A 20145-nucleotide genomic window follows, 5' to 3' on the forward strand; every position below is an offset into this window, starting at 1 on the left:
TCAGCTGGGCGACGACCACGACCAGCAGCAGCACCAGGCCGGGCCACGACGGCGGTGGGCTCGGGCGAGCTGAACTGCGCCCCGAACGGCGAGCGCACCGGCTCGTCGACCTCCTCGGGCGCGCCCTCGTCCGGGGTCGCCGGCATGCCGGTCACCTCGGCCTCGGCCGGCTGCGGGGTGCCGGGGGCCACCTCGGCGTCGTCCCCGGTCTCCTCGGTGACGGCCTCCTCGGTGACGGCCTCGTCGGGAGCGGGCTCCTCGGCGGGCGCCCCCTCGTCCGGGGTCGCCGGCATGCCGGTCGCCTCGGCCTCGGCGGGCTGCGGGGTGCTCGGCGCGATCCCGGCTCCTGAGTCGGTCGCGTCGGTCGTGTTGTCGGTGTCAGCCACGAGGGCTCTCGCCTCCTGTGTGGTGCTCCCGGGCGCCGATCGGAACGACTGGCGGCCGCGCAGGAGCACGGGTTGGGCGGGACGGGCCGCCGCGCGGGGTACGGCGGTCGGGCTCGTCCTGCGGAAGTCTGATGCGGCCCCCGCGCGACGGTTGCCGCGGCCGGGGCCGGAATGCTGTGGTGCCCGCGCCCGGTGGAGCTGGACGCGGTCAGAGCGGTGGTACCGGGTCGTTCCGTGGTGCGGTGGTCTGGGTCGTCCCGGGGCCGGGGTGGCCCGGGACGGGCGCGTCACGTCTGGCAGCCGTGCCGCTCGACGGCGAGCCCACCTCGGGCTCCGCCCGGTCAGGCCGTGGCGTGCTCCCCCTGGCAGCGGGTGCGCGCCTCGCGGTCGGGACCGAACGGGTCGGCCACGGTCCCGGTGTCGTCGAGCCGGCCCTGCGCCACACGCACGGCCCGTGGGGGCGACGGCGGGCGCAGGTCGGCGACGGCAGCCAGGGCGGCCAACACGTCGTCGGGTCGTACGGCGGGCGTCACCTGCCGGACGACCATGTGCAGTATGGCACAACCTGCCTCTTCCGCCGCCGAGGCGCTGGCCACGGCGACGCGGGCGTCGACGTCCTTGAGCCCGTTCTTCGTCCGCTTGGAGACGGTGACGACGTCGCTGGCGAGGAACTTCTCCACGGCCGGCTGCAGCTCAGCGAGGCTCACGCCCGGCAGCTCCAGCCGCCAGACCGAGGTGTCGATGCGGTCGGCCAGCGAGCCGGCGCCCTCGGCGGCCTCGACCGCCTCCAGGACGGCGATGTCCGCGGGCAGGGCGGCGTCCAGCGCGGCCCGCACGGCCTCGGGGTCGCAGCGCACGGCCAGCCCGATCTCCACGTACTCCGCCTCGCTCGCCGAGCCCGTCGGCGCCGCACCCAGGTAGGAGATCTTGGGGTGCGGGCTGAACCCGGCCGAGAACGCCATGGGCACCTGCGCGCGGCGCAGCGCCCGCTCCAGGGCACGGGCGAGGTCGCGGTGCGAGGCGAACCGCAGCCGGCCGCGCTTGGCGTACCGGAGGCGGAGCTTCTGGACGGTCGGCGGCGGCGGCGGGCCGTCGGGCTGGCGGGCCATCAGACGACCGTGAGCGGGAGCAGGCTGCGCCCGGTGGGACCGATCTGGATCTCGGTGCCCATGGTCGGGCAGACACCGCAGTCGTAGCAGGGGGTCCAGCGGCAGTCGGCGACCTCCTCCTCGGAGATGGCGTCCTGCCAGTCGTCCCAGAGCCACTCCTTGTCCAGCCCCGAGTCCAGGTGGTCCCAGGGCAGGACCTCGTGCTCGGTCCGCTCGCGGGTGGTGAACCAGTCCAGGTCGACGCCGAACGGCGCGAGCTCCTCGGCGGCGGACTGCGTCCAGCGCTCGAAGGAGAAGTGCTCGCTCCAGCCGTCGAACTTGCCGCCCTCGCGCCACACGCGCTCGATGACCCGTCCGACGCGGCGGTCACCGCGGGACAGCAGTCCCTCGATCACGCCGGGCTTGCCGTCGTGGTAGCGCAGGCCGATCGAGCGGCCGATGCGCCGGTCGGCATTGATCGCCTGGCGCAGCACCCTCAACCGGTGGTCGATGGTCTCCGCGCTGGCCTGCGCGGCCCACTGGAACGGCGTGTGCGGCTTGGGCACGAAGCCACCGATGGAGACGGTGCAGCGGATGTCCTTGCGGCCGCTGGCCTCGCGCCCGGCGCGGATCACCTCGACGGCGAGGTCGGCGATCTCCAGCACGTCCTCGTCGGTCTCGGTGGGCAGACCGCACATGAAGTAGAGCTTCACCTGGGTCCAGCCGTTGGCGTACGCCGTCGTCACCGTGCGGACGAGGTCCTCCTTGGACACCGTCTTGTTGATGACCCGGCGGATCCGCTCGCTGCCGCCCTCCGGGGCGAAGGTCAGCCCGGACCGGCGCCCGTTGCGGGACAGCTCGTTGGCCAGGGTGATGTTGAAGGCGTCCACGCGCGTGCTGGGCAGGCTCAGCCCGGTGTTGGTGCCCTCGTAGCGGTCGGCCAGCTCCTTGGCGACCTGCCCGATCTCGGAGTGGTCGGCGCTGGACAGCGAGAGCAGCCCGACCTCCTCGTAGCCGGTCGCCTTGAGGCCCTGGTCGACCATCGAGCCGATGCCGGTGATCGTCCGCTCGCGGACCGGGCGGGTGATCATGCCCGCCTGGCAGAAGCGGCAGCCGCGCGTGCAGCCGCGGAAGATCTCCACGCTCATGCGCTCGTGGACGCTCTCGGCCAGCGGCACCAGCGGCGTCTTCGGGTAGGGCCACTCGTCGAGGTCCATGACCGTGCGCTTGCCGACGCGCTCGGGCACGTCGTCCCGGGTGCGGGTGACGGCGGAGATGGTGCCGTCGGGGCCGTAGGAGACGGCGTAGAACCGCGGCACGTAGACGCCGTCGACGCGGGCCAGGCGGGCCAGCAGCTCCTCGCGGCCACCGGGACGGCCCTGGGCCTTCCACGCCTTGACGACGTCGGTGATGTCGCCGACGACCTGCTCGCCGTCACCCAGGACGGCGCAGTCGACGAAGTCGGCGACCGGCTCCGGGTTGAAGGCGGCGTGCCCGCCGGCGACGACGACCGGGTGGGTCTCGTCGCGGTCGACGACGTGCAGCGGGATGCCGGCGAGGTCGAGCGCCTCGAGCAGGTTCGTGTAGCCGAGCTCGGTGGCGAAGCTGACGCCGAGCAGGTCGAAGTCCCGGACGGCGCGGTGGCCGTCGACGGTGAACTGGCCGACGCCGTGCTGCCGCATGAGCGCGGCGAGGTCCGGCCAGACGGCGTAGGTGCGCTCGGCGAGGGTGTCCGGGCGCTCGTTGAGCACCTCGTACAGGATCATGAGGCCCTGGTTGGGCAGCCCGACCTCGTAGGCGTCGGGGTACATCAGCGCCCAGTGCACGTCCGCGGTCTCCCACGGCTTCAGCTGGGCGTTGAGTTCACCGCCGACGTACTGGATCGGCTTCTGGACCTGGGCCAGCAGCGGCTCGAGTCGCGGGTAGAGCGACTCGCCTGCGCTGGTACGGAGCTCTGCAGTCATGACCGGTCCAGGGTAGACGGCGTCCCGGGCCACACCTCTCCCCTCGCCGCGGAGCCGGTGCGCTCCCGGCGCGGCGTGGCCCACGGTGGGGCAGGCAGACTGGGAGTCCCAGGACCGAGACGAGGAGACACCGGTGGAGCAGCGGACGACAGGGAACGGCGCGCTCGGGCTCGCGGGCGGCGTCCTGGCGGTCCTGTCGCTGGTGGGCCTGGTCCTGATCGGCGTGGCCTTCGAGTCCACCCCGGGCGGGGCGGAGGGGACGCTGCTGCTGCTCTGCTGGGCCGGGCTGGTCGTGGGCATCGTGCTGGCGGCCGTGGCGGTCGTGCGCTCCTCGCGCTGACCGCGCCCCCCAACGGCCGCGGGCGAGATCTGCACACTCGCCCCCATCAGGCTGCTGATGGGGGCGAGTGTGCAGATCTCGTCGGGGGGTCAGCCCAGGTCGGGGAAGAACAGGCCGATCTCGCGCGCGGCCGACTCGGGCGAGTCCGAGCCGTGGACGATGTTGTTCTGCACCTCGAGGGCGAAGTCGCCGCGGATCGTGCCGGGCGCGGCCTTCACCGGGTCGGTGGCGCCGGCCAGGGCGCGGAACGCCTCGATGGCGCGCGGGCCCTCCACGACCAGGGCCATCAGCGGGCCGCTGGTGATGAACTCGACGAGCGAGCCGAAGAACGGCCGCTCGCTGTGCTCGGCGTAGTGCGTCTCGGCGACCTCGGCGGTCAGCGTGCGCAGCTCGGCGGCGACGAGGCGGAGGCCCTTGCGCTCCAGGCGGGTGATCACCTCGCCGACGAGGCCACGGGCGACGCCGTCGGGCTTGACGAGGACGAGGGTGCGTTCGGTCACGGGGCCGGAGCCTACGTGGTCGCCGCTCCCCCGCCGTCGGCGTCACTCGTCCGGGCCGCCCCGACGGGGCCGAACCGGCTGCCCACCAGCTCCTTGCGGACCTGCAGCAGGTAGATCCAGATGAGCACGAACGCGCCGGCGACGAACCACATCACGTCGTTCATCAGGCCCGTGAGCAGGAGCGGGACCTGGAGGGCGGTGCCGATCGCCAGCCCGCGCTCCCGCCGCTGGACCCCGCTGGAGAGGATGAGCACCAGCGAGAGCACCAGCAGGAGGGCCAGCCGCACACCCCCGAGCCCCTCCTCGGTCTGGGCGATGCCGCGGGGCACGAAGAGGACCGCAAGGCCCTCCAGCACCAGGACCGCCGCAGCGGCCCCGCGCAGCGCCTTGGCCGCCCGGAGCGGGTCGGGTGCGGTCACGTGCCGCCCCCGGCGAAGAGGGTGCGCGCCTCGCCGGCGGTGACGACGCTGCCGGTGACGAGGACGCCGGAACCACCGAGGGCGTCGTCCGGCCCGGCCTCGGCGAGCTCGATCGCCTCGGTCACGGCCTCGGCCAGGCGCGGCGAGACGCTGACCCGGTCGGCCCCGAAGACCTCGACGGCCAGCGCGCCCAGCTCGTCGGCGGGGATGGCGCGCGGCGAGGTGTTCTGCGTGACGACGAGCTCGGCGCAGACGTCCTCCAGCGCGGCGAGCATGCCGGCGACGTCCTTGCCGTGGACCGCGCCGACCACGCCGATGAGCCGGGTGAAGTCGAAGGACTCCCGGATGGCCTCCACCGTCGCCGTCATGCCGGCAGGGTTGTGCGCGGCGTCGACCAGCACCGTGGGGCTGGTGCGGACCTTCTCCAGCCGGCCGGGCGAGCGGACACCTGCGAACGCGGCGCGGACGGTCTCCTGCTCGATCGGCCCGGTCGCGGCGCCGGCGCCGAGGAACGCCTCGACCGCGGCGAGGGCGGTGGCCGCGTTCTGCGCCTGGTGCTGGCCGAACAGCGGGAGGAACACCTCGTCGTACTCGCCGCCCAGGCCCTGCAGGCGCACCTGCTGCCCGCCGACGGCGACCTTCCGCTCCAGGACGCCGAACTCGGTCCCCTCGCGGGCGACGACGGCCTCCACCTCGACCGCCCGGCGGACGAGGGCGTCCAGCGCCCCGGGCTGCTGGTGGGCGAGGACGGCGATCGAGTCGGCCTTGATGATCCCGGCCTTCTCCCCCGCGATCGTCGGGACGTCGGGACCGAGGTACTCGGCGTGGTCCATGTCCACCGGGGTGACGACGGCGACCCGCGCGTCGGCCACGTTGGTGGCGTCCCACGTCCCGCCCATGCCGACCTCGATGACGGCGACGTCGACCGGTGCGTCGGCGAACAGCGCGTAGGCCATGCCGACCATGACCTCGAAGAACGACATCGGCACCTCGCCGGCGGCGTCGACCATCTGCACGTAGGGCGCGATGTCCTCGTAGGTCTCGACGAAGCGCTGCGGGCTCACCGGCTCGCCGTCGAGCACGATCCGCTCGCGGATGGACTGCAGGTGGGGGCTGGTGAACCGGCCGACCCGCAGGCCGAACCCGCGCAGCAGCTCGTCGATCATCCGCGCCGTCGTCGTCTTGCCGTTGGTGCCGGCGACCTGGACCACCGGCATGGCGCGGTGCGGCGACCCGAGCAGGTCGACCAGGGCGGTGATGCGGGTGAGCGAGGGGTCCAGCCGGCTCTCCGGCCACCGGGCCAGGAGCTCGTTCTCCACCCGGGCCATGTCCCGGGAGCTGTCACCGGTGCTGCCGTTGCTCATCCTGCTCAGGATGCCAGCCGCGCTGTTCCTAGACTGAGGCACATGGCTAGCGACATCGCGACCTCGGACACTGCTGCCCCGGCTGCGACCGTCGCCGTACCCGAGAAGCCGACGCTCGACGGGCTCGAGGACAAGTGGATCGCCCGCTGGGCGGAGCAGGACACCTACGGCTTCGACCGCGAGGCGGCGCTGCAGGCGCCGCGGGAGCAGATCTACTCGATCGACACCCCTCCGCCGACCGCGAGCGGCTCGCTGCACGTGGGCCACGTGTTCAGCTACACCCACACCGACATCGTCGCCCGCTACCAGCGGATGCGCGGCAAGCACGTCTACTACCCGATGGGCTGGGACGACAACGGCCTGCCCACCGAGCGCCGGGTGCAGAACTACTACGGCGTGCGCTGCGACCCCGCGCTCCCCTACGACCCGTCCTTCGAGCCGCCGGCCAAGCCGGGCAAGGACCAGGTGCCGATCTCGCGGCGCAACTTCGTCGAGCTGTGCATGCAGCTCACGGAGGAGGACGAGGCCGAGTTCGAGAAGCTCTGGCGCCGGGTCGGCCTCTCGGTGGACTGGAAGAACGTCTACCGGACGATCTCGGAGTCCTCCCGCGCCACCGCGCAGCGGATGTTCCTGCGCAACCTGGCCCGCGGCGAGGCCTACGCGCAGGAGGCGCCGACCCTCTGGGACGTCACCTTCCGCACCGCCGTCGCCCAGGCCGAGCTGGAGGACCGGGAGCGCCCCGGCGCCTACCACCGGATCTCGTTCCACTCCGCCGACGGCCCGGTGTTCATCGAGACCACCCGCCCCGAGCTGCTGCCGGCCTGCGTCGCGCTGGTGGCCCACCCCGACGACGAGCGCTACCAGCCGCTGTTCGGGAAGACCGTGACGACGCCGCTGTTCGGTGTCGAGGTGCCGGTGGTGGCGCACCGCCTCGCGGAGCCGGACAAGGGCTCGGGCATCGCGATGATCTGCACCTTCGGCGACCTCAACGACGTCACCTGGTGGCGCGAGCTGCAGCTGCCCACCCGCCCGATCGTCGGGTGGGACGGCCGCATCCTGGCCGAGCCGCCGGCCGGGGTCCCGGCGTCGCCGTACGACGAGCTGGCCGGCAAGACGGTGTTCAGCGCCCAGCAGCGGGTCGTGGAGCTGCTCCGGGAGTCCGGTGACCTGGAGGGCGAGCCGAAGCCGATCACCCACCCGGTGAAGTTCTTCGAGAAGGGCGAGCGCCCGCTGGAGATCGTCACCACGCGGCAGTGGTACATCCGCAACGGCGGGCGGGACGCCGACCTGCGCGACGCGCTCATCGCCCGGGGCCGGGAGATCCAGTGGGTGCCCGAGCACATGCGGCACCGCTACGACAACTGGGTCGAGGGCCTCAACGGCGACTGGCTGATCAGCCGCCAGCGGTTCTTCGGCGTCCCCTTCCCCGTCTGGTACCGGCTGGACGCCGAGGGCGAGCCGATCCACGACGAGCCGATCCTGGCGCCGGAGTCGGCTCTGCCGGTCGACCCGTCCTCGGACGTGCCCGAGGGCTTCACCGAGGACCAGCGCGGCAAGCCGGGCGGCTTCATCGCCGACCCCGACGTCATGGACACCTGGGCGACGTCCTCGCTCTCGCCGCAGGTGGCCTCCGGCTGGGACACCGACCCGGAGCTCTTCGCCAAGGTCTTCCCGATGGACCAGCGGCCCCAGGCGCACGACATCATCCGCACCTGGCTGTTCTCCACGGTCGTGCGCGCGCACTTCGAGCACGGCGCCGCCCCCTGGACGCACGCCACCATCTCCGGCTTCGTGGTCGACCCCGACCGCAAGAAGATGTCGAAGTCCAAGGGCAACGCGACGACGCCGATCGACGTCCTGGAGCGGTACGGCACCGACGCGGTGCGCTGGCGTGCGGCCGGCGCCCGCCCGGGTGCCGACTCGCCGTTCGACGAGGCGCAGATGAAGGTCGGCCGCCGGCTGGCGATGAAGATCCTCAACGTCGGCAAGTTCGTGCTGGGCCTGGGCGCCTCGGCGTCGCTGTCGGCATCCGACGTGACCGAGCCGATCGACCGGGCGCTGCTGGCCGGTCTGGCCCGCGTCGTCGAGGAGGCGACCGCGGCCCTGGAGGCCTACAACTACACGCGGGCCCTCGAGGTCGCCGAGGCATTCTTCTGGTCGTTCTGCGACGACTACGTCGAGCTGGTGAAGACCCGCGCCTACGGGTCCGGGCCGGAGGCGACCTCGGCGCAGGCGGCGCTGGCGGTGGCGCTGGACGTGCAGCTGCGGCTGTTCGCGCCGGTCCTCCCGTTCGTGACCGACGAGGTGTGGTCGTGGTGGCAGACCGGCTCGGTGCACCGCGCGCCGTGGCCCGCCGCCGCCGAGCTGCCGGTGGACGGCGACCCGGCGGTCATCCCGGCCGTCGCGGCCGCGCTGGCCGGCGTGCGCAAGGCCAAGTCCGACGCCAAGCAGTCGATGCGCGCCGAGGTGGAGACCGCCACGGTGACCGCGCCGGCCGACCAAGTGCCGCTGGTCGAAGCGGCCCGTGCCGACCTGGCCGACGCCGGCCGGATCCGCTCGCTGTCCATCGAGCCGGGCGAGGGCGAGCTGCGGGTCGACGTCGTGCTGGCCGAGGTCACCGAGGCCTGATCCGGCCGCCCCGCGGGGCGATGTGCGCCGAGGGCGCGTTCCCGGCCCGGGAGCGCGCCCTCCTCGCACATCGCTGCGCGCCGCTGTCCACAGACTCCGGTACCAGCCGCCATGCACGGCGCCGGCCCGGCACCGTCGCACCGTGGCCCACGACCTCTCGGCACTCCTCCGTCCCGACGGCGTCGTGCGCACGAGCGAGCTGCAGCGCCGGGTCGACCGCCACACCATCAGCTCCTGGGTCGCCCGCGGCCGGCTCCTCCGTCCGTACCCCGGTGTCGTGGCGCTGCCGGATGCCTGGGACGGCTGGCGCACGCGGGCGCTGGCAGCGGTGATGGCCACCGGGGGCGTGCTCGCCCACGCATCGGCACTCGCGGTCTGGCGGCTGGCTCCGGCAGGGGACGACGCGGTGCACGTGTCCGTGCCGGCGAACCGACGTGCGCTGCGGCGTCCCGGGCTGCACGTGCACCGGGCGAAGGAGACACCCACCGACGAGCTGGGTGGCCTGCCGGTGACCCTCCTCCCCCGCACGCTGGTCGACTGCTGGGGGTGGGCGCACTGCGCACGCGGTTCGCAGCGGTCGGTCGACACCGCGCGGGGCGCCGTCATCGAGACGCTGCGCGACCGGCGGGTGCGCGTCCCGGCATTGCGCGAGGAGCTGGCACGGGTGCCAGCCCTTCCGGGCCGCGCCGCCCTCGTGGAACTGGTCGAGCTGGTGTCGCAGGGGTGCCAGAGCGAGCTGGAGATCTGGGGCGTCCGCAGCGTGCTGGCCGGCGCGGGTATGCCCGCGTTCCAGCAGCAGTACCCGGTCCGGCTGCCCTTCGGCACGGTGCACCTCGACGCGGCGATCCCCGACCTGAGGATCGCGGTGGAGATGGACGGCGCAGCCTTCCACGGCAGCGCCGAGGTCCGGGAACGCGACATCCGCAGGGACGCTGCCCTCGCCGCCCAGGGATGGGTCGTGCTGCGGTTCAGCTACCGGCGGCTGCGCCGGGAGCCCGAGGCGTGCAGACGGGAGATCCTCGCCGTGTGCCGGGCGCGCGCCGCCTCGGCCCTGCGCTGAGGCGATGTGCGGCGGCGGCGAGATCCCGCGGCCGGACCGCGCCCTCGGCGCACATCGCCTGCGGCGGACCGGCCCCACGAAGGCAGCGAGCCCGCCCCCGGACCGGGGACGGGCTCGCTGGGACAGCTGCGTGGGGTCAGGCCGACTTCTCGCGCGGGGCGCGGGACGGCTTGCGCGGCACGATCGTCGGGTTGACGTGCTCCAGCACGACCTCCTTGGTGATCACCACGGAGGCGACGTCCTCACGGCTGGGGATGTCGTACATGACCGACTGGAGGACCTCCTCCATGATCGCGCGGAGCCCGCGGGCACCGGTGCCGCGGAGGATCGCCTGGTCGGCGACGGCCTCGAGGGCGTCGTCGGTGAAGTCCAGCTCCACGCCGTCGAGCTCGAACAGCTTCCGGTACTGGCGCACCAGGGCGTTCTTCGGCTCGGTCAGGATGTTGATCAGGGCCTGACGGTCGAGCTTCTTGACGCTGGTGATGACCGGGAGGCGGCCGATGAACTCGGGGATCATGCCGAACTTGAGCAGGTCCTCGGGCATGACCTCGGCGAAGGAGTTGGCCTCCTCGATCTCCTTCTTGCCGCGGATCTCGCCACCGAAGCCGATGCCCTGCTTGCCGGCACGCGCCTCGATGACCTGCTCCAGACCGGCGAAGGCCCCGCCCACGATGAACAGCACGTTCGTCGTGTCGATCTGGATGAACTCCTGGTGCGGGTGCTTGCGGCCACCCTGCGGGGGCACCGACGCCGTCGTCCCCTCGAGGATCTTCAGCAGCGCCTGCTGCACGCCCTCGCCGGAGACGTCGCGGGTGATCGACGGGTTCTCGCTCTTGCGGGCGATCTTGTCGACCTCGTCGATGTAGATGATGCCGGTCTCGGCGCGCTTCACGTCGTAGTCGGCGGCCTGGATCAGCTTCAGCAGGATGTTCTCGACGTCCTCGCCGACGTAGCCGGCCTCGGTCAGCGCCGTGGCGTCGGCGATGGCGAAGGGGACGTTCAGCATCCGCGCCAGGGTCTGCGCCAGGTGCGTCTTGCCGCAGCCGGTGGGGCCGATCAGCAGGATGTTGGACTTGGCCAGCTCGACGGAGTCCTCACGCGAGCCGGCGTTGCCGGCCTGGATCCGCTTGTAGTGGTTGTAGACCGCGACCGAGAGCGTGCGCTTCGCCTTGTCCTGACCGATGACGTACTGGTCGAGGAAGTCGTGGATCTCCTTGGGCTTGGGCAGCTCGTCGAACTTGAGGTCCGAGGACTCCGAGAGCTCTTCCTCGATGATCTCGTTGCAGAGGTCGATGCACTCGTCGCAGATGTAGACCCCGGGGCCCGCGATGAGCTTCTTGACCTGCTTCTGGCTCTTCCCGCAGAACGAGCACTTGAGCAGGTCACCGCTCTCACCGATTCGTGCCACCTGCTGACCTCCACCTCGGATTCGCCGGTCCTGGTGCCAGGTACCTGCGGCTTGGATTGTGCTGCTTGCTGGTCTGCCCCTGCTCGACCTCGCCGGCAGGCTGCCCCGCGAGGCTCTCCTCCCGGCTCTGTGGCCCGGGGATCAGGCGTTCGCCGAACGTACCTGCCGCCGTCGACGGCCCCGGGCAATGACTCACCCGGGTTCGTCCCGGCCGTCCCACTTCTGTCACGCAGCCCTCGAGCCTCCGACGGTACGGGCCGGACACGCGCCTCGCGCGCCTCCGGCCCGTACCGGGATCACGGAGTGGGGAGGGCGTTGAGCTTGCGGCTCTGGATGACCTGGTCGACGATCCCGTACTCCTTGGCCTCGGGGGCCGTCAGGATCTTGTCCCGGTCGATGTCCTTGCGGACCTGCTCGGCCGTGCGGCCGGTGTGCCGCGCCAGGATCTCCTCCATCTGGCTGCGCACCCGCTCGATCTCGGCTGCGTGGATCTCCAGGTCGGAGACCTGGCCGCCGGCCTCGCCCGAGGGCTGGTGGATCAGCACGCGGGAGTACGGCAGCGCCAGGCGCTTGCCCGGCGTCCCGGCCGCGAGCAGGACGGCGGCGGCCGAGGCGGCCTGGCCCATGCAGACGGTCTGGATGTCGGGCCGGACGAACATCATCGTGTCGTAGATGGCCATCAGCGAGGTGAAGGAGCCACCGGGCGAGTTGATGTAGATGGTGATGTCGCGGTCCGGGTCGTTCGACTCGAGCGTGATCAGCTGCGCCATCACGTCGTTCGCCGACGCGTCGTCGATCTGCACCCCGAGGAAGATGATGCGCTCCTCGAAGAGCTTGTTGTACGGGTTCGACTCCTTCATGCCGTAGCTCGTCCGCTCCACGAAGGAGGGGAGGATGTAGCGGCTGGAGGGCATCTCGAAGCTCATCTGTCTCTGTCCTCAGGCCCTCAGTTGTCGGAGACCGGGTTGGCGCTGTCGGTCATGGTGGCGCGGCTGACGACGTGGTCGACGAAGCCGTACTCCAGGGCCTCCTGGGCGGTGAACCAGCGGTCGCGGTCGGAGTCCTGCTCGATCTGCTCGATGGTCTGCCCGGTGTGCAGCGACTGGAGCTCGTTGAGCTCCTTCTTCGTGCGCCGGAACAGGTCGGCCTGGATCGCGATGTCGGCCGCGGTGCCGCCGACGCCGGCGGACGGCTGGTGCATCATGATCCGCGCGTGCGGCAGGGCGTAGCGCTTGCCCTTGGTGCCGGCGGTCAGCAGGAACTGGCCCATCGATGCGGCCAGGCCCATCCCGTAGGTGGCGACGTCGCAGTCGATGAACTGCATCGTGTCGTAGATCGCCATGCCGGCGCTGACCGAGCCACCGGGCGAGTTGATGTAGAGGTGGATGTCGCTCTTGGGGTCCTCGGCGGACAGCAGCAGCATCTGCGCCGCCAGCTGGTTGGCGATGACGTCGTCCACCTGGGTGCCCAGGAAGATGATGCGCTCGCGGAGGAGGCGCTCGTAGACCGAGTCGTTGAGGTTCATCCCCCCGCCGGCGCCACGCAGCACGGGGGCGCTCGGCAGGTTCGGGTCGGTAATGCTCACGGGTGCGGTGACCTCCGTAGAACTGTCTGAGCAGTCGGTCTCGGTGGGTGGTGCGGGCTTCGAACGGGCCACCGGGAGGGCTACCCCCCGGCGATCGCCTGAGTCCTGTCGACCCTAACTCGCAGCTCCGACGTCACAGTCCCGATCAGGGCGGTGTTCGCCGACGGCGCAGCGACCGGTCCGGAAAACGGACGACGCCGCCCCTCCCCTGCCGGGGAGGGACGGCGTCGCCGGTGGAACGGGAGGCGGGTCAGGCCTCGTCGGTGCCCTCGGCCTCGGCGGTCTCGGCGGCGGGCGCCTGGACCGTCTTGGGCCGCATGGCCTCGAGGTCGACCTTGTTGCCGGAGGCGTCGGTGATCGTCGCCTGCTCGAGCAGCTGGGCCAGCGTCTTCGTCCGGCGCACGTCGGCGACGAACTCGGCGATGTTGTTGGACTGCTGCAGCTGCTGGGCGTACTGCTCCGGGCTCATCCGGTTGCGCTGCGCCTGGGCCATGATCTGCGCCGAGAGGTCGTCGTTGTCGACGGTGACCTCACGGGCGTCGGCGATCGCGTCGAGGATGAACTGGGTCTTGACCGCCTCCTCGACGTTCTTCTGCTGCTCGGCGTCGTAGGCCTCGCGGCTCTCCGTGCCGGTCATCTGGAGGAACGAGTCCCAGTCCATGCCGGCCTGCTGCAGCTCGCGCTCGAAGGCCCGGTTGCGCCACTCGATCTCGCGCTCGACGAGGTTCTCCGGCATGGGGACCTCGACGGTCTCCAGCAGCTTCTCGACGATCTTGTCGCGGGCCTGCGCGCCCTGCTGGATCACCTTGGAGCGGGCCAGGCGGGTGCGGACGTCCTCGCGCAGCTCGGCCAGGGTGTCGAACTCGCTGGCGGTCTGGGCGAAGTCGTCGTCCAGCTCCGGCAGCTCCTTCTCCTTGACCGAGCGGACCGTGACGGTCACCTCGGCCATCTCGCCGGAGTTCGGGCCGGACAGCAGCGCCGTCTCGAAGGTCTTGGACTCGTCGGCGGACAGGCCGATGACGGCCTCGTCCAGGCCCTCCATGAGGCTGCCCGAGCCGATCTCGTAGGACATGCCCGTGGTCGAGCCGTCCTCCAGCACCTCGCCGTTCAGCTTGGCCTCGAGGTCGATGGAGACGAAGTCGCCCTGCTGGGCCGGGCGCTCGACGGCCTGGAGCATGCCGAAGCGCTCGCGCATGACGTCGACCTGCTGGTCGATCTCCTCGTCGGTGACCTCGACGTCGTCGACGGTCACGGCGATGCTGTCGAGGTCCGGCAGCGTCAGCTGCGGGGCCACGTCGACCTCGGCGGTGAAGGCGAGGGACTCGTTGTCGTCGAGGCGGGTCACCTCGACCTCGGGCTGGCCGAGGACGCGGACCTGGTTCTCCCGGACGACCTCGGAGTAGATCTCGGGGATGGCGTGCTGGACGACCTGCTCCAGGACGACGGGGCGCCCGATCCGCTGGTCGAGGACGCGGTTGGGCACCTTGCCGGGGCGGAAGCCGGGGACGCGGACCTGCTTGCCCAGCTCCTTGTAGACCTCACCGAAGGCGTGGTCCAGGTCCCCCCATGCCACCTCGATCGCCATCCGGACCCGCGTGGGGCCCAGTTCCTCGATGGTGCTCTTCACAGCGGCAGTGCTCCTCGGTAAGACAGCAGATGGGGCGCCAGGGTGCTCCGACGGCGCCGGTCGACCCCCGAGTCTACGGACGTCGGGGGCGCGGGCGCCGGGGCGGGATGCGCCGCCCCGCACGACCTGGTCGGGGTGACAGGATTTGAACCTGCGGCCCCCTGCTCCCAAAGCAGGTGCGCTACCAAGCTGCGCTACACCCCGTAGCGAGCGTGAGTCTAGGCGCGCACCCCGGGTCAGCAGCCGTCCGGCGGTCACGAGGGCGGAATGCGGGGCCGCGGGACGGCAGCGGTTAGGCTGTCCGGGCACCTCGCGGGTGTAGCTCAATGGTAGAGCCCCAGCCTTCCAAGCTGGCCATGCCGGTTCGATCCCGGTCACCCGCTCCATGCTCTAGCCAGCTCGTTTGCCCGTCGGCGCAGCTCAACTGGGCTGTGACGCCGCTCCCGCGCCCTGACGGTGCTGACCCTTGTTGACCGCTGACCGCCCCTTTTGGCCGGTGCTTAAGGCACGGGTAAGGCACGCCCTGGCCTGCTTCTCGGGCCGGCGTCGTGACCGATCTCGCCGGGTGCCCCGTCTGGATCATCGGCCGCAGGTGCCGGGCGAACGGCCTGGCACGTGGGCTTCCAGTCAGGACAGGGTCTGGGCACCCGTCCACCCAGGTCGGCCTCAGGGCGACGACCAGCTCTTCCTGTCGCCCCCCTCTCCTGGTCGCAGGCCGGCCACCCGCCACCCCTGCTGATCACTTCCGCCGGGCCCTGGCTGCTGCAACCACCCCGCGGCGCCGCCGTGCTGGGCGTGCACTCCGAGATCTGCTTCACCGCCGCCCACATGCCGATCGGCACCGCCCATACCCTGGTGCTATACACCGACGGACTGATCGAACGTTGCGACCGCGGCTTCGACGCCCGCTTCCACGCCCTGCACCAGGCCGCCGCTGACCTCGCACCGCCCCGCCCGACCACGTCTGCGACGCCTGGCTCGACCGCCTGCTGCCCGACGCCGCCCGCCCACGAAGAGGACGTCTGCCTCTCGGACTCAGCGCCCCGCCTCCTGACCGCAAGGTGGCTCGACCATGCCGATAGGAACGGACCTTCGGGGCTGGTGCGGACTCCAGCTCCGTCCCCGAGCGTCGTCCGGAACAGGATCGGCGTGTCGGACGTCTCCAGCGGCTCATTGATCCGTGCTGACCTCGCACCGGGGTCATCCTGGCTATGCTCTGGGGTTGAGGTGTGGGAGCCGCGAGCGTGGAGCAGGCCCAGGCGGTCCTGGCGAAGCAGCCCTTCAGCGTGCTCGTGGGCGCGAGAATCACCGCCTTCGGCGGTGGGCACGCAGTCCTCGAGGTCGACGTCCGCGAGGACCTGCTCCAGCAGCACGGCTTCGTGCACGGCGGCGTGCTGAGTTATGCCGCGGACAACGCCCTCACCTTCGCGGCCGGGTCCGCTACCGACGGCATGGTCCTGACCGGCGGGTTCTCTATCGACTACCTGCGCCCGGCGCAGGGGAAGTTGCTTCGCGCGGAGGCTTACGTCGTCCGGGCGGGACGGAGCCGGATCGTCTGCCGCTGCGACGTCTCCGTTGTGCGTGACGGCGAGACCGTGTTGTGTGCGGTGGCGCAGGGCGACATCGCCGTTTCCGGCTGATCGTGTCCGCCGGGCCGTCGCCGCACCTCTGGATCTGCACGTCAGGTTCGGCTTGGCCGAGGCCGACCACGAGCGCCGGGCGATCATCGGCGGCTGGCCGCGGCCAGCTGCCGCTGCACCTGCGGAGATGCCACCGGCATTCGTGGCGGCGATGCTGAACCCAGGCAGCCTGACGGCCCGGACGTTCGGAGACCCAGCGCACTCGCAACCCAGCCGGTGCTGTACATGGCTCCCTGCTGGCCGATGCGCTGATCGCCGCCCAGAGCCGGTCGAGTCTCCCTCCTGATCACCCTTACCGTCCTGACGCAGATCATCTACTGGCGCGCGCACGTCTATGCCGAACTCGTCGGGCGCCACCTGTAGTCGGGGCGACGGGTCGACCGACGAGAGGTGGGACCTCCACTCACGGAGGAGTGGACGCTGGTCGGCGCCTCGTTCCTTCCACTGGCCGTGGTCGTGCTCGCCGACGTACTCGGTGCCGGTCCGAACGCGGCTGCGCTGGCCGGCCTGTGGACCATCACGGCGATCCTCGCCGGGTGGGCGCTCCTGGATGGGTTGCGCTCGCACCTGCGCGTGCTCGAGTTCGTGTGCCATGTCGCGCTCGGTTCCGGCATCGGTACCGTTCTGCTAGCCATCAAGGTGCTGCTGCACTGATCAGTCCGGCTCGACGTCCGCGCGGTCGCGCCGACCTCCGGTCCCCTCCGGACGTCGCCGTGCAGCTTCTGACCTCCGAGCCGAATCCGAGTGGTCAGACGCCCGGCCCGCGACAAGAACCCGCCGCAGGATGCCTCAGGTCTCACTGGAGCCGGTTGCCTCTCCCGAGCTCCGTCACCCGGTTGGTCGATCACCTGGTTGTCGGCTTGAGTGGGGGCATGACCACGTCGATCGACGCGCGAGATCCGGATCGGCAGCCGCTGGCCGGCGCACTGCTGGACACGTGTCCACCGGGGGCGTTGCCGACCCGAGCCGCGACGGCCGTCGGGTTGAGCTGCACGCACACAGACGTCCGGGCGCTCGTGGACTGCTGGCTGACCCGCTCCCGGCTCCGCCCCGCTCTAGTTGTGGCGCTGCGAGTTCTCGGGCTGTCGGCTCTGGCGGACCTGGTGACCATCGGCGCGACCACCCTCGAATCACGCAACGCATCCACCGGCGCGGTAGTGACGTGGACCGACGGGTCCGCCTGGGTTGGCATCGAGGACAGGCGCGGTGTGCTCCTGCTGCTGGAACGAGCAGTGCTCGACGCCGACGTGGGCGCCACCCTCCTCGTCGGCTCCGTTCTCCTGTTCCGAAAGCGCACCCGCCGCGCGACCGAGCTCACTCAGACCGCTCAGGCGCCGGTGAGCCTGCTGGTCTTCTACGTGAACCAGTTCGCGGCCGCCTTCAGCGCGCCGGCGCAGCTCGCCGCCCAGCGCTACCAGCGGCTGACCGCCCGCCGGCCCGACCGACTTCCGGAGAGCTGCGACTCGGGCAACCAGACAGCCGCAGGTGCCATCCGGTGAGCGCACGGGGCCTGGGGGTGGTGTACGACCTCGACGGGGCGCTGCCGTTCGGATCGATGCGGACGCACGCCCGCCGGCTGCGTGGGCTCCTCGTGCACGCCAGCTGGGACCGGCGCACCGTGCTGGGCATGTCCGGGCTGGTGCAGGGGCTGCTCAACAGCGCTCCGGGCACCCCCGTGCACTACGTCAGCGCCCTGCCGGCCGCCGCCCACCGTCCGCTGCTGCGCCTGCTCCACGAGGAGGCGCATCCCCCCGGAGCGCTGCACCTGACCGGTCGTGGCCCACTCGCCGGGTACCTCCTGGGCGGGGGTCGTGCCGGCAAGCTCCAGGCGATGCTGGATCTGATGGCCGCCGACCCGACCCGCAGGTGGGTGCTGGTCGGTGACGACGGCGGGCACGACCCTGAGCTGTTCGACCAGCTCGCGCGACAACACCCCGCTCGCGTCGCCGCGATCGTGCTCCGCTCAGTCGCGGCGCCCACTCCCGTTGACGAGAGCCGTTCGGCATCCCTGACCCTTAAAGCTGGCAGCGTGCCTGTGGTGCGGGCGCCCAACGCCGAGGAACTGCTGCCGCTCGTACGCCGGGCGCTGGACCTGACCCGACCGGGCAGTCGAGGGCCCCGGGACTGGCTGCTCAGCGCAGCGGAGCGGGGCAACGACTCGACCCGGCTGCGCGCGTTCACCGAGGGCAACGGGGTACGCGCTCTGGTGGACGGCCGGTCCTACTTCACTCGCCTGGCCGAGGAGCTCGACGGCACCGCCGCTGACGATCTGGTGCTACTCCTGGGCTGGCGGGCCGACACGAGTCAACGGCTAGGTGGTACCGGACGCACCCTGGGTGAGCTGCTGAGCGCGGCGGCGTCCCGTGGTGCGCTGGTCCGAGGCCTACTTTGGCATTCGCACGCCAGCGCACTGACCTACTCCGCCCGGCAGAACCGGCAGGTGACCACCGTGCTGCGGAAGGTCGGCGGGCAGATTCTGCTCGACATGCGGATCCGCAGCCGTGGCAGCCACCACCAGAAACTCGTGGTGGTGCGGCACCCCGGCCGGCTCGAGCGGGACGTCGCCTTCCTCGGCGGGATCGACCTGGCACACAGCCGGGGCGACGACGCCGCTCACTCCGGAGATCCGCAGACCGCGCCCCTGGCCGCCGCCTATGGCCCGACCCCGCCCTGGCACGACGTGCAGCTGCAGCTGCGCGGCCCCGCCGTCCGAGACGCCGAAGAGGTCGTCCGGGAGCGCTGGAACGATCCGGCCGCGCTGGTGCGGTTGCCCTGGCACCTGCTCCCGAACCGTCTGCACGGGGTGGACCGCGCCGCCCGGCCACTGCCCGCATCTCTCGACGACCCGCCAGCCGAGGGATCCTGTGCCGTGCAGTTGCTACGCACCTATCCGCGCCGCCGGCCGGCGTACCCCTTCGCCCCGCGCGGCGAGCGCAGCATCGCCCGGGCTTACGCCAAGGCCCTCGACCGCGCCCAGCGGCTGGTGTACATCGAGGACCAGTACCTGTGGTCGGTCGACGTCGCCCGGACCTTCGCCACCGCACTGCGTCGCGCTCCGCGGTTGCACCTGATCGCCGTCGTCCCCCGGCATCCCGACGGGGACGGCGCGTCCTACGCGACCGCCGCCCGGCACGGCCACGCCGAGGCACTGGCCATGGTCCGCTCCGCCGGCGGCGAACGAGTGCAGGTCCTCGACGTGGAGAACCGTGCCGGCACGCCGATCTACGACCACGCCAAGGTCTGCATCGTCGACGACGTATGGGCCGTCGTCGGCAGCGACAACTTCAACGTCCGCTCCTGGACGCACGACAGCGAACTGGCCGCGGCGGTCGTCGACGACCGCCATGACGGCCGGGAACCACACGATCCCGGCGGACTGGGCGACGGCGCCCGCTGCTTCGCACGAGATCTGCGGCTGCGGCTGATGCGCGAGCACCTCGGCACCGATGTCGACGACGCACTACTCGACCCCGACACCGCGGCCGACGCCGTCACGGCCAGCGCTGCCGCTCTGGACACGTGGCACGCGCGGGGATGCGGGGATCGCCCGCCGGGCCGGCTGCGCTGCCACCCGCTTCCGGCCGGGGCCGCCGTTCTGCCGTTCTGGCGTCGGGGAATCATCGATCCGCTCTACCGGTCCGTGCTGGACCCCGATGGCCGCCCGCTGAGCATGCGGCTGCGCCGCACCTACTGACGCCCGGTCCGCCCCCCTCGATGAGCTGGTACCCCATCGTCACCTTCTGGCAGGTGACCGCCGACCTGACCCACGCCCAATCGGGGCCCGACGGGCACGGGCACAACTACGACGACCTGCTGCTCGACGCTTGGGCTGCGGTCGCGCCGCCCGATGGTTGGACGGACGACGACACGGCGCGCATCGACGCGATGCTGAACCCCTGACCCGGACCTCGTCCGCTGGGCCGGCCGCCCTCCGATGGGCGGAGCGCCTGGCGGACTTCCCCATCGGGCGGGCCACGCGCTGCGTGCTGACGACAGCGCGACCGGCCGCCACCCGCCGTTGCCCCGCCGGCCTCAGACCCTGGATCTCGCTCGGTGCACGAACGCGTCGACGTCCGCACGGTCCACACCTGCGGCCGGCAGTCGCATCATAAGGGCGCCGGAGACCGACGTCCAAG

Annotated in this window: 17 protein-coding genes, 2 tRNA genes and 1 pseudogene; 9 read left to right on the forward strand and 11 right to left on the reverse strand. The window is 71.7% G+C overall.

What is annotated here, in order from left to right; translation table 11 throughout:
- The 3 genes and pseudogenes from E4P43_RS16355 to E4P43_RS16365 form a co-directional block, all read right to left on the reverse strand.
- Positions 1–386: pseudogene (locus E4P43_RS16355) on the reverse strand (hypothetical protein); the annotation flags it as partial.
- Positions 387–727: 341 nt separating this feature from the next.
- Entirely contained in the window at positions 728–1495 is a 768-nt protein-coding gene (locus tag E4P43_RS16360; protein WP_135146513.1) for a TIGR03936 family radical SAM-associated protein, read from the reverse strand.
- Positions 1495–3438, reverse strand: coding sequence for a TIGR03960 family B12-binding radical SAM protein (locus E4P43_RS16365; RefSeq protein WP_135146514.1), 1944 nt, complete (start codon positions 3436–3438; stop codon positions 1495–1497). Before E4P43_RS16365 ends, E4P43_RS16360 begins: the two co-directional genes overlap by 1 nt.
- Positions 3439–3571: 133 nt before the next feature.
- Between E4P43_RS16365 and E4P43_RS16370 the strand changes: the two genes are divergently transcribed.
- Positions 3572–3778, forward strand: coding sequence for a hypothetical protein (locus tag E4P43_RS16370; protein WP_135146515.1), 207 nt, complete (start codon positions 3572–3574; stop codon positions 3776–3778).
- An 89-nt stretch (positions 3779–3867) separates the two neighbouring features.
- Here E4P43_RS16370 and ndk read toward each other — a convergent pair whose 3' ends face one another.
- Genes ndk through E4P43_RS16385 form a run of 3 tightly spaced genes read right to left on the reverse strand, consistent with a single transcriptional unit; the run spans position 3868 to position 6061 of the window.
- Positions 3868–4278 carry a nucleoside-diphosphate kinase gene (gene ndk / locus E4P43_RS16375; RefSeq protein WP_135129923.1) on the reverse strand — a complete coding sequence of 137 codons (411 nt, stop codon included), beginning with the start codon at positions 4276–4278 and terminating at the stop codon, positions 3868–3870.
- Between the two features lie 11 nt (positions 4279–4289).
- Positions 4290–4697, reverse strand: a complete 408-nt coding sequence (locus tag E4P43_RS16380) for a DUF4233 domain-containing protein (RefSeq protein WP_135146516.1) — start codon at positions 4695–4697, stop codon at positions 4290–4292.
- Positions 4694–6061, reverse strand: coding sequence for a folylpolyglutamate synthase/dihydrofolate synthase family protein (locus E4P43_RS16385; protein ID WP_135146517.1), 1368 nt, complete (start codon positions 6059–6061; stop codon positions 4694–4696). Before E4P43_RS16385 ends, E4P43_RS16380 begins: the two co-directional genes overlap by 4 nt.
- Positions 6062–6103: 42 nt before the next feature.
- On the opposite strand from E4P43_RS16385, the gene valS reads away from it, so the two are divergent.
- Together valS and E4P43_RS16395 are read left to right on the forward strand one after the other, a co-directional pair.
- On the forward strand, positions 6104–8689 hold the full coding sequence (gene valS / locus E4P43_RS16390) for a valine--tRNA ligase (RefSeq protein WP_135146518.1): 2586 nt from the start codon (positions 6104–6106) through the stop codon (positions 8687–8689).
- A gap of 142 nt (positions 8690–8831) precedes the next feature.
- Positions 8832–9749 carry a DUF559 domain-containing protein gene (locus tag E4P43_RS16395; RefSeq protein WP_135146519.1) on the forward strand — a complete coding sequence of 306 codons (918 nt, stop codon included), beginning with the start codon at positions 8832–8834 and terminating at the stop codon, positions 9747–9749.
- 136 nt (positions 9750–9885) lie between these two features.
- Here E4P43_RS16395 and clpX read toward each other — a convergent pair whose 3' ends face one another.
- The 5 genes from clpX to E4P43_RS16420 all read right to left on the reverse strand — a co-directional run bounded on the left by clpX (position 9886) and on the right by E4P43_RS16420 (position 14573).
- Positions 9886–11157: an ATP-dependent Clp protease ATP-binding subunit ClpX gene (clpX, locus tag E4P43_RS16400; protein WP_135146520.1), complete on the reverse strand. Its 1272-nt coding sequence runs from the start codon at positions 11155–11157 to the stop codon at positions 9886–9888.
- Between the two features lie 296 nt (positions 11158–11453).
- Positions 11454–12083 (reverse strand): ATP-dependent Clp protease proteolytic subunit, encoded by a 630-nt coding sequence (locus tag E4P43_RS16405; protein ID WP_135146521.1) that lies wholly within the window; start codon positions 12081–12083, stop codon positions 11454–11456.
- Between the two features lie 20 nt (positions 12084–12103).
- Complete coding sequence (locus E4P43_RS16410) at positions 12104–12682, reverse strand: ATP-dependent Clp protease proteolytic subunit (RefSeq protein WP_135146536.1); 579 nt, start codon at positions 12680–12682, stop codon at positions 12104–12106.
- Between the two features lie 310 nt (positions 12683–12992).
- Entirely contained in the window at positions 12993–14369 is a 1377-nt protein-coding gene (gene tig / locus E4P43_RS16415; protein WP_135146522.1) for a trigger factor, read from the reverse strand.
- 127 nt (positions 14370–14496) lie between these two features.
- Positions 14497–14573 (reverse strand) — tRNA-Pro (locus E4P43_RS16420).
- 108 nt (positions 14574–14681) lie between these two features.
- On the opposite strand from E4P43_RS16420, the gene E4P43_RS16425 reads away from it, so the two are divergent.
- The 6 genes from E4P43_RS16425 to E4P43_RS16450 all read left to right on the forward strand — a co-directional run bounded on the left by E4P43_RS16425 (position 14682) and on the right by E4P43_RS16450 (position 19909).
- Positions 14682–14755: transfer RNA gene (locus E4P43_RS16425), tRNA-Gly, on the forward strand.
- 858 nt (positions 14756–15613) lie between these two features.
- Complete coding sequence (locus E4P43_RS16435; protein ID WP_245159186.1) at positions 15614–16009, forward strand: PaaI family thioesterase; 396 nt, start codon at positions 15614–15616, stop codon at positions 16007–16009.
- Between the two features lie 390 nt (positions 16010–16399).
- The gene (locus E4P43_RS16440; protein ID WP_135146524.1) at positions 16400–16663 is read left to right on the forward strand and encodes a hypothetical protein; all 264 of its coding nucleotides are present in this window, start codon (positions 16400–16402) and stop codon (positions 16661–16663) included.
- Between the two features lie 218 nt (positions 16664–16881).
- Positions 16882–17508, forward strand: coding sequence for a hypothetical protein (locus tag E4P43_RS20030; RefSeq protein WP_167759217.1), 627 nt, complete (start codon positions 16882–16884; stop codon positions 17506–17508).
- A 20-nt stretch (positions 17509–17528) separates the two neighbouring features.
- A complete protein-coding gene (locus tag E4P43_RS20035; protein ID WP_348522233.1) occupies positions 17529–19703 on the forward strand; it encodes a phosphatase domain-containing protein in 2175 nt (724 codons plus the stop codon).
- Positions 19704–19723: 20 nt separating this feature from the next.
- The gene (locus E4P43_RS16450) at positions 19724–19909 is read left to right on the forward strand and encodes an alpha/beta-hydrolase family protein (protein WP_135146526.1); all 186 of its coding nucleotides are present in this window, start codon (positions 19724–19726) and stop codon (positions 19907–19909) included.
- Positions 19910–20145 lie beyond the last annotated feature (236 nt).

The organism is Blastococcus sp. TF02A-35 (assembly GCF_004571075.1).
Lineage (GTDB): Bacteria > Actinomycetota > Actinomycetes > Mycobacteriales > Geodermatophilaceae > Blastococcus.

Bases quoted from the DNA above. Each gene is read 5' to 3' on its own strand.
- E4P43_RS16385 (WP_135146517.1), bottom strand. From the start codon at position 6,061: ATGAGCAACGGCAGCACCGGTGACAGCTCCCGGGACATGGCCCGGGTG.
- E4P43_RS20030 (WP_167759217.1), top strand. From the start codon at position 16,882: ATGACCACGTCGATCGACGCGCGAGATCCGGATCGGCAGCCGCTGGCC.
- E4P43_RS16450 (WP_135146526.1), top strand. From the start codon at position 19,724: ATGAGCTGGTACCCCATCGTCACCTTCTGGCAGGTGACCGCCGACCTG.
- E4P43_RS16365 (WP_135146514.1), bottom strand. From the start codon at position 3,438: ATGACTGCAGAGCTCCGTACCAGCGCAGGCGAGTCGCTCTACCCGCGA.
- E4P43_RS16360 (WP_135146513.1), bottom strand. From the start codon at position 1,495: ATGGCCCGCCAGCCCGACGGCCCGCCGCCGCCGCCGACCGTCCAGAAG.
- E4P43_RS16410 (WP_135146536.1), bottom strand. From the start codon at position 12,682: ATGAACCTCAACGACTCGGTCTACGAGCGCCTCCTCCGCGAGCGCATC.
- E4P43_RS16405 (WP_135146521.1), bottom strand. From the start codon at position 12,083: ATGAGCTTCGAGATGCCCTCCAGCCGCTACATCCTCCCCTCCTTCGTG.
- valS (WP_135146518.1), top strand. From the start codon at position 6,104: ATGGCTAGCGACATCGCGACCTCGGACACTGCTGCCCCGGCTGCGACC.